The organism is Paenibacillus sp. 1182 (assembly GCF_017833915.1).
GTDB lineage: Bacteria > Bacillota > Bacilli > Paenibacillales > Paenibacillaceae > Paenibacillus > Paenibacillus polymyxa_D.
In genome coordinates this window covers 626,571-642,481 of sequence record NZ_JAFICR010000001.1, presented here as the reverse complement: position 1 = coordinate 642,481, position 15,911 = coordinate 626,571, and the positions used below count along the sequence as shown (strand labels likewise).

Genomic DNA, 15,911 nt, shown 5'->3' with positions numbered 1-15,911 from the left:
AAAATCCGGAAGAAATCGTGAAGGCAATCGAAAAAAATAAAGTTACCACAATGCACTTTGTACCATCCATGTTGAGTGTATTTTTAGAGTATGTAGAGGAAAAGGGGATAATAGAGGAAATAGCAAGCTTAAAGCAGGTATTTGCCAGTGGAGAAGCACTGAACCTGAAGCAAGTAGAAAAGTTCAACAAGCTGCTGTACAAAGAAAAAGGAACAAGCCTGCATAACCTGTACGGACCAACAGAAGCAACAGTAGATGTATCCTACTTTGGCTGCTCCACGGAAGAAGAATTGGAGCTTGTACCAATAGGAAAGCCCATAGATAACATTAAGTTATATGTTGTGAGTAAGGAAAAGGGCCTGCAGCCGATAGGAGTAGCGGGAGAACTATGTATAGCAGGGGATGGACTGGCAAGAGGGTACTTGAACAGACCGGAACTTACAGAAGAAAAATTCGCAGCAAACCCATTCGCACCGGGTGAAAGGATGTACAGGACAGGTGACCTGGCAAGGTGGCTGCCTGACGGCAACCTAGAATACCTGGGCAGGATCGACCATCAGGTAAAGATAAGAGGCTACAGGATAGAACTGGGTGAAATAGAGAACCGGTTATTAAAGCATGAAACAATAAAAGAAGCAGTGGTATTGGACAAAGAAGGAGCTGACGGAAATAAGTATCTTTGTGCGTACGTCGTACCGGATCAAGAAATAACCGTACAGGGGATGAGGGAACACTTGTCAAAAGAGCTCCCGGACTACATGATCCCTTCTTACTTTATGCAGATGGAAAAGCTGCCATTGACCCCTAATGGAAAAATAGACAGGAAAGCATTGCCCGAGCCTGACGGAAGTATGAGTACGGGAACAGAATATGTAGCGCCGCGGAATGAAGTGGAAGAGAAACTGGTTGAAATATGGCAGGAAGTGCTTGGAGCAAAACAGGTAGGAATAAGGGACAACTTCTTTAAAATAGGCGGAGATTCTATACGTGCAATATCATTAGTCAGCACAATATGCAAAAAGTTGGATATAAACATCCAAATCAGGGATATATACATGAATCCTGATATTGAGAGATTGTCTGCATTCTTAAAAGTAAAAGATACGGAAGCTTTTAACAGTAAGATGGGTAAAGCAAGGGAAGAACTGGAGTTATTTAAACAGCGAATATTGATGAATGAAACTCTCTCAGAAAAGTTACCTTCGGACATGGAAGATATATATCCGATGAGTCACATAGAGCTGGGTATGATTTATCATTCCAAAAAAGACTATGAAAATGCAGTTTATCATGACCAATTTGCATTTCATCTGAATGACAAAGACTTTGATTTCCCAGCATTTAAAGAAGCGATGCTTCTAATGACGTCAAAACATGATATTTTAAGGACGGTTTTTAATTTAGAGGATTTTGAAACTCCTGTGCAAATTGTTTACAAGGGCAGTAGTCTTGATATTGAGCAGATAGATATCATGAATTTTAGCAGGACAGGGCAGGTTGAGTATATAAACAAATATTTGGAAAATGACAGAGCGAATCCGTTTGATATATCAAAGCCCCTTTGGAGGATAAGAATATTCAAACTTGACGCAAACCATATTTGTCTGGTTCTGATATTCCACCATGCTATCCTGGATGGCTGGAGTGTTGCTTCATTGATTACGGAAGTTTCAAACCTATACTCTAAGCTTAAGCAAGAAAAAGATTATATACCAACACGGCTTAAATGCAGCTATAAAGATTATATAGCAGACCAAATGACAATTAAGGACAACCAGGAAGTAATTAATTATTGGAGAGAGGAATTAAGTGAATATAAAAGGTTGAATATGCCTGCAAATATTCATGGAAAAACAAAAAAATCTTATAAAGTAGACCATGTAACACGCCATTTAAGTCAGGAATTTTTAGGTGATTTAAGAAGTACTGCCAGAAGATATGATGTAAGCTTAAAGACACTTTGCTTTGCTGCATACACTTATATGCTCAATATGCTTTCATACGAGGATGACTTTGTCGTAGGTTTGGTAGAAAATAACAGACCTGTATGCGAAGATGGAGATAAGATGCTGGGGTGCTTCTTAAATACGGTTCCCGTCAAAATGTGTTTTGATAAAATCGATATATGGGAGGAATTGATAAAAGTTGCAGAAAAGAAATTAATAAACTTAAAGCTTTATGGAAGACTGCCTTTATTTGAGATCATAAATATCCTGGGCGGAAAAGAAAACAAAGAGGAAAATCCTTTATTTGATACCATATTCAATTATGTGGATTTTCATATATATAACGAGATAATAAACAAAGAAATCGGTGATGTTAAAGATAGAATTTCAGTTGATGAATATGAAGCAACCAATACAAGTCTTGACTTTACAGTAAGTAATACATTCGATGATCTTAATATAAGCTTGATCTACTCGGACAAAGTATTGGAAAGAAAACAGGCAGAAGAGTGTATAGACTATTTTATTAATATTTTAAATATGTTTATCCATAACCCCAAAGGGTCAGTTGACAAGCTTATTATATTAAGTCATGAAGAAAGAAAGCAGTTGCTGATAGACTTTAATGATACTAAGAAAGACTATCCGCAGGACAAAACCATACATGAGCTGTTTGCTGAGCAGGTGGAAAGGACACCTGACAACATAGCTGTGGTATATGAAGACAAGCACTTGACTTACAGGGAATTGAACGGAAAGGCAAATCATTTGGCCAGAGTATTGAGGAACAAAGGGGTAAAGCCTGACCGTATTGTAGGAATTATGGCCGAACGTTCATTTGAGATGATTGTGGGGATATTTGCCATATTGAAAGCTGGAGGGGCGTATCTGCCGATAGATCCTAATTATCCTGATACAAGGATAAAGTATTTGTTGGACGATAGTGGTTCCCAGGTCCTTTTGACCTCCAGGACCTTTATGGAAAATAAGCAGATTGATGCGGATATTATATATCTGGAGGAAGAATATTTAAATGAAGAGAACTCAAAGCTTGAAAATGTAAACAAACCCTCGGACCTTGCGTACGTCATTTATACATCAGGTTCGACAGGGAAGCCCAAAGGTGGAATGATTGAGCATACTAGCGTTGTAAACATAATTACAGCCCTCCAGGCCATGTATCCGCTTAAAGCGGAAGACGCTTTTCTATTTAAAACAACTTATACCTTTGACGTATCCGTAGCTGAGATATTTGGCTGGTTCCTCAACGGAGGAAAGCTTGTAATATCACGCCAAGGTGTGGAAAAGGAAGCTATGGAGTTAGTAGAGGTAATAAACAAGCATAAGATAACCCATGTAAACTTTGTACCATCAATGCTGAATATAATGGTACAAACTTTAAAAGATAATGGTATAAAACTGCCATCAACTCTCAGGTATATTTTTGCTGCTGGAGAAGCGCTGCCCAAAAAGCTTGTCCATGAGCTTTTCGATGTCTCAGAGAACACATCTCTGGAAAATATCTATGGGCCTACAGAGTCCACGATATATGCAGCGGGTTACAGTATAACAAAGAAAATAGCAGAAGAACTTATAACAGTACCTATAGGGAAAGCTTTACAGAATGTATACCTTTATATACTGGACAAGCACAACCAATTAACTCCTGTAGGAGTGGCCGGTGAACTTGTGATAGGTGGAAGCGGTCTTGCAAGGGGCTATTTGAATAGACCTGAACTGACAGCAGAAAAATTTGTACCTAACCCGTTTATTCCCGGCGAAAAAGTGTACCGCACAGGGGACTTAGTAAGGCGGCTTCCTGATGGGAACATCGAATTCATGGGCAGGATCGACCACCAGGTAAAGATAAGAGGCTTTAGAATAGAGCTTGGAGAAATTGAAGCACATCTGGTGAAGCACACTGCTATTAAGGAAGCAGTGGTTATTGCAAAGGAAGAGCAGCAAGGGAAGAAGTACCTGTGTGCATATATTGTAGGGGAAAATGAATTGACCATTTCCGAGCTAAGGGAGCATCTCTTAAACGAACTACCTGACTACATGGTACCAGCATATTTCATGCAGCTGGAACAGCTGCCATTTAATGCCAACGGTAAAATTGATCGGAAAGCATTGCCTGAACCACAGGGGAATATTAATACCGGAGTAGAGCATGTAGTTCCTAGAAACGAAAGAGAAGAAATACTGGCCAAAGTATGGGAAGACGTACTAAAAACTGAAAACATCGGGGTAAAAGATAATTTCTTCAGCCTTGGAGGAGACTCAATAAAAGCCATACAGGTAATGTCGCGTCTTAACGTCCATGGGCTAAAGCTCGAAATGCGGGACTTATTCAAACATCCTGTAATTGAGGAACTCGTCGAATATATACAATCTACAAGCCGAAGAATTCATCAAGGCCCGGTAGAAGGCATAGTACCGATAACACCTATACAAAGATGGTTGTATAAACAAGACAGCAAGGATATCCATCATTTTAATCAGGAAATAATGATATATGGGCGTAACGGATTTGAAGAAGCTATTATTCGAAAAGTATTGTCAAAGCTTGTAGAGCACCACGATATTTTTAGAACAGTGGTAAAAATAGAGGATCAAAATATACTCCAATACAACAAAAACCTTGAAGGTGAACATTTTTCATTGGAAATTGTAGACCTTAGGGACAGCTATAATTACCGGGAAAAAATAGAGCTGGAAGCGTCGAGGATTCAGAGGAGCATGGACTTGTATAACGGTCCTTTAGTTAAGGTTGGTCTGTTTAAGACTAAAGAAGGGGACCACCTGCTAATAGCTATTCACCACCTTGTAGTTGATGGGGTATCGTGGAGAATCATACTGGAAGATTTGGACATAGGATACAGACAGGCGCTAAACAATGATGAAATAAAATTCAGCAACAAGACCGACTCTTTCAAAGATTGGGCACAGAGGCTTGATGAGTATGCCAATAGCCCTGAACTATTAAAAGAAATAAATTACTGGACCAATTTGGAAAAAACTGAAACAATACCGCTTCCAAAAGACCGAGAGATTGAAGAAAGAAGGTATATGAATAACAATAGCGTCAAGATCGAGCTGAGTATTGAAGAGACTGAGAAGATGCTAAAGCGGGTAAACCATGCTTATAACACAGAAGTAAACGACATATTGCTTACCGCCTTGGGATTAGCAGTGAGGGAATGGACCGGAAATGATAAGGTTCTGATCAGTCTGGAGGGGCACGGCAGGGAGGAAATCATTAAAGACATTGACATAAGCAGGACCGTGGGATGGTTCACCACCCAGTATCCCGTGGTGTTAGATGTCAGCGGACAACTCGATATTTCCCGCATGATCAAATCGGTAAAAGAAAACATCAGGCAGATACCTAACAAAGGGATAGGTTACGGCATACTAAAATATCTTACCTTGCCGGAAAACAAAGCCGATTTAAATTTTAATCTAAACCCTGAAATAAGCTTCAATTACCTCGGTCAATTCAACCAGGATAATGTAGACAATTTATTTGGAGTGTCTGATATTCCTGCCGGAGAGTCTACAGGACCAAACTATAAAAGTGAGTATTGTATTGATATTAACGGCGGAACTGTAGAAGGCGGGAAGCTGGAATTAAACTTTAGCTACAACCAGGGCGAGTATGAGAAGAGTACTATTGAAGGGGTAGCGGTGAGTTTTAAAAAGCATTTAGTAAACATAATAACCCATTGTGCAGAAATGGACTATTCAGAAGCTACACTCAGTGATTTTACAGTAGACGATCTGAATATGGATGAGTTTGAAGACGTATTGAATAACTTCGAATAAAAAGAGTTTGTATTTAAGGAGGAGTACTTATGAGTGATTTGAAGAAACAAAACATAAAAGATATGTACCGGCTCACTCCTATGCAGCAAGGGATATTGTACCACTATATGATGGATAAAAATTCAGACGCCTACTTTGAGCAGATATCACTTTCTATAAAAGGCATCCTGGACATTGATTGTGTTGAAAAGAGCGTTAATATCATTATTGAAAAGTATGACGCTTTGAGAACAATTTTTTTGTATGAAAATGTAGCCAAGCCCTTACAAGTAGTCATGAAGGAAAGAAAGCTGTCTGTCAGCTATGAGGATATTACCTCCCTTGCCGAAGAACTAAGGGATAGGTATATAGAAGAATACAGGGTTAAAGACAGAAAAAAGGGCTTTGACTTATCAAGGGATATTTTAACAAGATTAAGTGTAATTAAAACAGGCTACCAATCTTATAACATGGTATGGAGCTTTCATCACATCATTATTGATGGGTGGAGTCTCGCAAATATATTTAGAGAATTTATGGAAAACTATGAAGCCCTGATGAATAGCCGGGAGCCGGAGTCAGGAAAGGTATATCCTTACAGCCGCTATATCAAATGGTTGGAAGGCAGAAATCAGAACGAGGCCGCAGATTACTGGGAAACCTATCTTAAAGGTTACGAGCATCAGACAGTCCTTCCCCAAAACGGCAGGTCTGCAAGTGATGATTTCAGGATTGAAGAAACGGAGTTTAAAATATCTGAACAAATAACTAGCGATCTTGAGAAGTTTGCAGCCAAAAACAATACAACCATGAGTACCATTATAAAGACCATATGGGGGATATTATTACAGCGGTATAACAATACCGATGATGTGGTGTTTGGTGAGGTGGTATCGGGAAGGCCTCATGAAATACAGGGAATTGAGAGCATGGTGGGTTTATTTATAAATACCGTTGCAGTAAGGGTGAGTTGTGATGAGGATAAAACTTTTACCGAACTGATCAAAGAGATGCAGCAATCGGTGCTTGAATCTGACCGGTACAGTTTCTATCCTCTGGCGAATGTGCAGTCAAAAACATGCTTGAAAGATGCCTTGATACATCATGTCATGGCTTTTGAAAATTACCCTATGGATGAAGCGGTTAATGCTTCATCCAGTAATGGCATTTTAAATGTAGTTGGAATGGAAATATTCGAGCAGACGAATTATGATTTTGGGATACTCGTTGATGGCGGTAAGGAATTATCTATTAAATTCAGTTACAACTCACTGGTATATGATGGTAATTTCATAGAAAAAATCAAGGGACATTTTCAGTCGGTAATAGAAATTGTAACCGATAATCCCGATATGCATATTAGGAATATTGATATACTCACCGAAGTGGAAAAGAAAGAAATAGTACACTGCTTAAATAATACAACGGAGGAATACCACAGGGAAAAGACCATTCACCAACTATTTGAGGAACAAGCGGTGAAGACACCTGACAATGCGGCAGTGGTGTTTGAGGGTAAGCAGCTAACCTATAGGGAACTCAATGAGAAGTCAAATCAGCTTGCAAGAGTGTTGAGGGATAAGGGAGTTAAACCAGACAGCATAGTGGGTATTATGGTAGAACGCTCACTGGAGATGGTCATAGGTATATTTGGCATACTTAAAGCCGGAGGGGCATATATGCCTATAGATCCTGACTACCCTAAGGCAAGAATCGAATATTTACTCGAGGACAGCGAGATAGGGGTGCTGATTTCCCAAAAGCAATTCCTGAAGAAAGTGGAGTTTTACGGGAAGTATATAGACATAGAAGATGAAAGCCTTTATGCCGGAAACCCTATGAACCTGGAAGTGGTATGTTCACCGCAAAATTTGGCATATATCATTTATACATCTGGGTCTACAGGAAAACCTAAAGGGGTTATGGTAGAACATAAAGGGGTAGCAAATCTGGAGGCGTTTTTCAAGACCCGCTTAAATGTAAGTGAAAGCGATAGGATTATTCAATTTGCATCAATTTCATTCGACGCTGCAGTTTGGGAAATATTTATGGGACTATTGGCAGGAGCAACACTATATATATCTTCAAGCGATATTATCAATGACTATCGAAGATTTGAAGAATACCTAAATGAAAATGAGATAACTATTGCTACTTTACCACCTCCGTATCTGGCAAATCTGGACCCGGAAAAAGTAACTTCCTTAAAGAAGGTAATTGCAGCAGGTTCGGCTTCCACTCCCGAACTTTTAAAGAAATGGAGCAACAGGATTTCATATATAAATGCTTATGGACCTACTGAGACAACCGTATGTGCAACGGTATGGAAAGCAGATGATTGTGAGACGGCCGATAAGTCGGTACCTATTGGTAAACCTATTACCAATACCCGGGTGTTTATAGTTGATGAAAACAATAATCTTAAGCCCATAGGTGTTGAGGGTGAACTCTGTGTTTCCGGGGCAGGATTGGCGAGAGGATACTTGAAAAAACCGGAACTTACCAGGGAAAAGTTTGTACCGAACCCATTTATGCCTGGAGAACTGATGTATAAAACAGGAGATCTTGCAAAGTGGCTTCCTGACGGGAATATTGCATTTGCCGGCAGAAAAGACCACCAGGTTAAAATAAGAGGGTATAGAATCGAGCTTGAGGAAATAGAAGCAGCCCTTTTGAAGCATGCTGATATAAATGAGGCGGTGATCATTGACCGGGAAGATTCAAGTGTAGGCAGGTATCTTTGCGCTTATATAGTGTCTGACCGAGAAGTGACAGTGACCGAAATAAGGGAGCTTATATCTAAAGAGCTGCCCGATTATATGATTCCATCCTATTTTATGAGGATAGCAAAAGTACCGTTAACCATAAATGGAAAATTGGACAGAAAGGCGCTGCCGCTGCCTGATGGAAGAATAGATACAGGAACAGAGTATGCAGCGCCTTCAGGTGAAGTGGAGGAAAGGCTTGCGCTGCTGTGGCAGGACATCCTTGGAATAGAGAAGGTAGGAAGAAATGATAACTTCTTTATGCTCGGAGGACACTCGTTAAAGGCAACAAGCCTTGTAGCAAGAATTCACAAAGAGTTCAATGTAGACATACCTCTTAAGGAAATATTCAAGACACCAACCATCTTAGAAATTGCCAGCTACATTGAAGACTCAAAGGAGAGCCTATATCAGTCCATTCAACGTGCTGTGGATATGGAATATTATCCCATGTCATCCGCCCAGAAAAGACTATATATATTAAACCAGCTTGAAGGAGCTGGAATCGCCTACAATATACCTGGCATAATATTGCTGGAAGGTACTGTTGATAAAGCACGTTTTGAGCAGGCTTTTCATAGTCTGATAGAAAGGCATGAGAGCTTTCGAACCTCCTTCCATATGATCGAGGAAGAGCTGTCTCAGAAAGTCCATGACAAGGCGGACCTAAGTATCATGTACCTGGAAACCAGTGAAGAGAAGGTTCCCGAAATAGTGGAGAAATTCATAAGGCCCTTTGACCTTGGAAAGGCTCCACTATTAAGAGTTGGACTTGTAAAGATTGGAGAAGCCAGACATATTATGGTGTTTGACATGCATCATATCATATCGGATGGAGTGTCCAACGACATACTGGTAAGAGAGTTTATAAGCTTATATGAAGGGAAAATACTTCCTCCACTGCGTATACAGTACAAGGACTACTCAGTTTGGCAGAGGGAATTGTTTGCAGGAGCTGCCATAAGTAAGCAGGAGGAATTCTGGCTCCAGACCTTTCAGGGAGAGATCCCTGTGCTGGATTTATCCACCGACTACCCAAGACCCGCAGTACAAAGCTTTGAAGGAGACTACATCAGCTTTGAAGCTGATAGCGAGCTTGCGGTTAGACTTAACAAGCTTGGATCAGACAATGGAGCTACATTATATATGACGCTTCTTGCTGCATACAATGTGCTGTTATCTAGATACACTGGACAGGAAGATATTATTGTGGGAAGTCCTATAGCTGGAAGGCCTCATGCTGACCTTCAAGACATCATAGGTATGTTTGTAAACACTCTGGCCATGAGAAACCACCCGCAAGGAGAAAAGACTTTTATTGAATTCTTGAAAGAAGTTAAAGAAAATGCTTTGAAAGCATACGACAATCAGGACTATCAGTTTGAAGAATTAGTGGATAAGCTGGACATAAGGAGGGATATGAGCAGGAATCCCCTCTTTGATACCATGTTTGCCATATACAATGTTGGAAAAGCAGAGCTCATAACGTCTGATCTAAGCTTCAAGCCGTACAACAAAGGGATAGAAGGCAGAATATCAAAATTTGACATCACCTTAAATGCATTTGAGACTGAGGATGGTATAGCCTTTGAACTCGAATACTGTACAAGACTGTTTAAGAAAGAAACAGTTGAAAGACTTGGGGCTCATTACATCAATTTGCTGGAAGAAATTGCAGCATACCCCGAAAAAAGGCTTTATGAAATCGAAATGTTATCACAGGAAGAAAAACAGCAAGTATTATACAGCTTTAACGATACTGCTCTCGAATATCCCCTGGATAAAACCATACACCAAATGTTTGAGGAGCAAGTGAAAAAGACTCCTGATCATATTGCAGTGGTTTTTGAAGGTAAACAATTAACCTACCGAGAACTGAATCAAAAGGCAAACCAATTGGCCAGGGCATTAAGAGAAAAGGGAGTAAAGCCTGATGATATTGTAGGCATAATGGTGGACCGCTCGCCTGAAATGGTTATAGGTATAATGTCAGTAATCAAGGCTGGGGGGGCGTACCTTCCTGTAGATCCTAATTATCCATTGGAAAGAAAAAGGTATATGATGGAGGACAGCAAGGCCAAAATTTTACTCACCCAAAATCATCTTATGGATCGTGATGATTTCGATGGTGAGATTATTGATTTATCTGATTATGATTATAATTTTATAAACGATGTGAATATAAAATGTATAAATAAGCCTGGTGATACAGCGTACATCATCTATACCTCTGGCTCAACGGGAAACCCTAAAGGTGTTTGCATTGATAATAAGAGTGTATTAAACCTGGTAGAGGGTCTGTTCCAGAGAATATATAGCAAATATGAATCACCGTTGAATGTTTGCCTCATTGCCCCTTATGTTTTTGATGCTTCGGTGCAGCAGATTTTCGCAGCACTGCTAATGGGGCATGCATTGTACATTGTACCGGAGGAAGCAAGGAAAGACGGTAAAAAGCTGCTGGACTTCTATAGTGAAAATAGGATTGATATTTCGGATGGAACGCCCATACACGTAAATATGATGTTAAATTCTCCTCCTATAGATAATAACCTAAAAGTGAGACATTTTATTATAGGCGGAGATGTTCTTCCATTTGATGCAGTAAAAGACTTCCTAAGCAGATTTGAGGATGTGCAACCTTGCATCACAAATGTTTATGGTCCTACCGAATGCTGTGTGGATTCTACGGAATATTTGATTACTGCGGAGGGGCTTAGTGGATTGGATAATATCCCCATAGGCCGTCCTTTGCCAAACACCAGAGCATACTTACTTGGTAAGAAATTAGAAGTAAATCCTATAGGTATCGCTGGGGAATTATATATATCTGGGGATGGTCTTGCCAAAGGCTATTTAAACAAGACGGGGCTTACTGCAGAAAGATTTGTATCTAACCCGTTTATAAAGGGAGAAAGAATGTATCGTACTGGGGACTTGGCAAGATGGCTGCCTGACGGGAATATAGAATTTTTAGGCAGGATGGACCACCAGGTAAAGATAAGGGGATTTAGAATAGAACTTGGAGAAATAGAGGCTCAGCTATTAAGACATGCTTCAATAAAAGAAGCTGTGGTTATTGTAAAGGAAGACCAACAGAAGAACAAGGATCTGTGTGCATATTTCGTTGGGGAAAATGAACTGACAATAACTGAACTAAGGGAATGCCTTTCAAAAGAATTGCCCGAGTATATGATCCCGGCATACTTCATGCAGCTGGATGAAATGCCTTTGACAGCCAATGGTAAGATAGACCGGAAGAACTTGCCCCACCCTGCTGCTCATTTAAATACTGGAGTAGAGTATGAAGCACCTTCAGGTGAAGTGGAAGAGAAGCTTGTACAATTGTGGCAGGATATCCTGGGGGTTGAGAAAATAGGGAGAAATGATAATTTCTTTGTGCTTGGGGGGCACTCATTAAAAGCAATAAACTTTGCAGCCAAAATTCACAAAGAGTTCAATGTAAATATATCTCTTAAGGAGATATTCAAGCTGCCGACAATTGCAGAAATTGCCAATTACATCCAGGAAGCCCAAGAGAGTATTTATCAATCTATCCAGCCCACTGGAGAAATGGAATACTATCCTATGTCGTCTTCCCAAAGAAGGCTGTATATATTAAATCAGCTTGAAGGAGCAAGGGTGGCATACAATATGCCAGAGTTTATGTTGTTAGAAGGCAGTATTGATATAGAACGTTTTGAGAAAGCCTTAGATCAGCTGGTAAAAAGGCATGAGGCTTTCCGGACCTCCTTCCATATGGTAGATGGTGAACCGGTGCAGAAGGTCCATGATGAGGTGGAATTTAGTATCATGTACATGGAAACCGGCGAAGAAAAAGCCTCAGAAGCAGCAAATGAATTCATAAGGCCATTTGACCTTGGCAAGGCTCCTTTACTAAGAGCAGGGCTCGTAAAAATTAGAGAAGACAGGCATGTCATGATGCTTGATAAACACCATATCATATCTGACGGGGTGTCGGATGAAATACTGGTAAGAGAATTCATAAGCTTGTATGAAGGAATGAATCTTCCAGCACTTCAGATTCAGTACAAGGACTATTCCGTATGGCAGAATAAATTGTTTGCTGACGGCACAATCAGTAAACAAGAAGAATACTGGCTCCAGGCATTTAGGGGAGAAATACCAGTACTTGATATGCCGGTAGACTACCCAAGGCCGGCTATACAGAGTTTTGAAGGCGATATGGTCAGTTTTGAAACAGGCCGGGAACTTGCACATAAACTGAACAAGCTTGCCGTGGATCATGGAGCAACACTGTATATGGTGCTTCTAGCTTCATACAATGTGCTTCTTTTCAAATACACCGGACAGGAAGATGTCGTAATTGGAAGCCCTATAGCAGGAAGGCCACATACAGATTTGCAGGACATCATAGGCATGTTTGTCAATACCCTAGCTATGAGGAATTACCCTCAAGGTAAAAAGAATTTCAGCGAGTTTTTGATGGTAGTAAAAGAAAACGCTCTAAGGGCTTATGAAAACCAGGATTACCCATTTGAGGAACTTGTGGAGAAGCTTAGCATTAAGCGGGATTTGAGCAGAAATCCGCTGTTTGATACTATGTTTGTCTTGCAAAATAAAGAGGCATCAGAATTTAAGATGAATGGGCTAAGGTTCATGCCCTATGATAATGAGTTCAGGGCGTCCAAATTTGATTTGACCCTAAACGCCCAAGAGACCCAGAATAATATTGTATTTGGGTTAAAGTATGCTACTCGTCTGTTTAAGAAAGAGACAATAGAAAAACTTGGGGTCCATTTCATCAATGTACTGGAAGAGATCACAGCTTACCCCGAAAAGATGCTGTCCGAAATAAATATACTATCTCAGGATGAAAAACAGCAAATACTAAATAGTTTTAATGATACAAAGGCAGAATACCCTAGGGATAAGACTCTACATGAGCTGTTCCAAGACCAAGTGGAAAGGACACCTGATAATGTAGCTGTAGTGTTTGAGGACAAGCAATTAACCTACAGGCAGCTCAATGAAAAGGCAAATCAGCTTGCCAGAGCACTAAGAAGTAATGGTGTAAAGCAAAACAGCATAGTTGGAATAATGGTAGAAAGATCCGTAGATATGCAGGTTGGAATACTGGGAATTTTAAAAGCAGGAGGTGTCTATTTACCAATTTCAACCAAAATTCCTGAACTAAGAATAAAAAAATTACTGGAAGATAGTAATGCAACTATGCTGTTGACGCAATCACATTTAGCGGATAAAGCAGAGTTTTACGGTAATATATTACTGCTTGATTCCCCTGAAATATACATTGGAAGTGCTGAAAACCTTGATAAAATAAATAAACCAGAGGACTTAGCTTATATCATTTATACATCGGGATCTACTGGAGTTCCGAAGGGTTCAATGATAGAGCATCGAAGTGTAGTTAACTTGGTTTATGGACTAAGAAAGCTTGTCTATGAAAATTATGATAATTATTTAAATGTTGCCCTTGTGTCCCCTTACTTTTTTGACGCATCTGTAAAACAAATATTTGCGGCTTCTCTCCTTGGCCATACGCTGTTTATAGTTCCTGAGGATACAAGGCTAGATGGTGAGGGCCTTCTAAAGTACTATAACAGGAATTCAATTGCTGTTTCAGACGGAACACCAGCACATATAAAGCTTTTAACAGATACTGCCAGGCCTGGCGAAAGTCTTTCAGTTATGCAGTTTATTATCGGAGGGGAAGAACTTTCATGTAAAGGTATACAAGGTTTCTATGATCGGTTTAAAGATAATAACCCTACTATAACAAACGTTTATGGTCCAACAGAATGCTGCGTAGATTCAACTTATTACCATTTAAGCCGTGAGAAGGTGAGAAATCTAACAAGTATACCTATAGGTATGCCATTGCAGAATTATAAGATATATATACTTAATGAAGACATGAATATCTTACCGGTTAATACAACTGGTGAAATATATATATCTGGAGATGGGCTGGCAAAAGGCTATTTGAACAAACTTGAATTGACTACGGAAAAATTTGTAGCTAATCCTTTCAGCTCTGGAGAAAGAATGTATCGTACCGGTGATCTTGGAAGGTGGCTTCCTGACGGAAACATCGAATTTATAGGCAGAGTAGACCATCAGGTAAAGATTAGGGGCTTTAGGATAGAGCTTGGGGAAATAGAAGTGCAGCTATTAAAGCATCCTTCAATAAAAGAAGCTGCGGTAATTGCAAAGACAGACCAGGAGGGCAACAAGTATTTGTGTGCTTATATAGCAGGGGAAAGTGAATCTACAATATCAGATTTAAGGGCGCTTCTCTTAAAAGAACTTCCCGATTACATGATACCACAATACTTTGTTCAGCTGGAAAAGCTGCCTTTGACAGCCAATGGCAAAATAGATCGGAATAATTTACCCCAAAATGACGGTACTTTAGCTACATCAGTAGAGTATGTAGAGCCTTGCGGTGAAGTTGAGGAGAAGCTTGCACTGCTGTGGCATGATGCCCTTGGAGTACAAAAAATTGGTGTGAATGATAACTTCTTTGAACTGGGAGGATACTCACTGAAGGCAATATCCCTTATAAGCAGAATTTATGAACAGTTAAATGTTGAGGTACCACTAAAAGACTTTTATATGGCCCCAACCATAAAGGAAATTGCCCGTTTTATACACAATACGTACGCCAATGATTATATTACACCAAGTCCGGCAATTCATTTTAATTCAGCAATGGAGAGTCTTATGTTTGCATTCCCTCCAGGAGGAGGAAATGGAATAGCTTATGGTAGTTTATCAAAACAAATGAATGCTTATTCCATATATTCCTTTGACTTTATAGAAAATGAGAGCAGGATGGAGGAGTATGTGAAGGCAATTACTTCTGTCAAACCCGAGGGCCCATATATTCTATTTGGTTACTCGGCAGGAGGTAATCTGGCATTTGAAGTTGCTAAAGTATTAATTGAAACTGGACATCATGTATCCGATATAATCTTTCTGGATTCGGCTAAATCATTTGTCCTTATTGAGGAAGAAAGCGAAGATGCTAAGAAACTTGCTGAGCAACAGGATAAAGAATTTATAGAAGAAAATGAGAAACTTATAAAAGGCATGTTTGGAGATAACCAGGCAGTTATTGAAAAGGCCATTGAAAGAATGAGAAATTATCATAAATACACTAGAAGTGTTATAAACTCGGGACAGATAAACTCCAATATCCATCTTATTATATCACAGCAGCAAGACAATGAAGGTGAAGCTGATTTATGTGAAGGATGGAGAGAGGCAACAACGGGAGAGTTCAAAGTATATAACGGATTTGGCAGTCATTTTGATATGTTAAGTACAGGATATATAGATAAAAATGCGGCTATTATTAAAGAAATATTGGAAGAGATCAACCAATAGT

The 15,911-nt window shown here is 39.7% G+C and carries 2 protein-coding genes; both read left to right on the top strand.

What is annotated here, in order from left to right:
- Nucleotides 1-17 precede the first annotated feature (17 nt).
- Nucleotides 18-5,771 (top strand): non-ribosomal peptide synthetase, encoded by a 5,754-nt coding sequence (locus JOD82_RS02990; RefSeq protein WP_312887659.1) that lies wholly within the window; start codon nt 18-20, stop codon nt 5,769-5,771.
- Nucleotides 5,772-5,800: 29 nt separating this feature from the next.
- Nucleotides 5,801-15,910, top strand: coding sequence for a non-ribosomal peptide synthetase (locus JOD82_RS02985; RefSeq protein WP_209947514.1), 10,110 nt, complete (start codon nt 5,801-5,803; stop codon nt 15,908-15,910).
- Nucleotide 15,911: the final 1 nt, after the last annotated feature.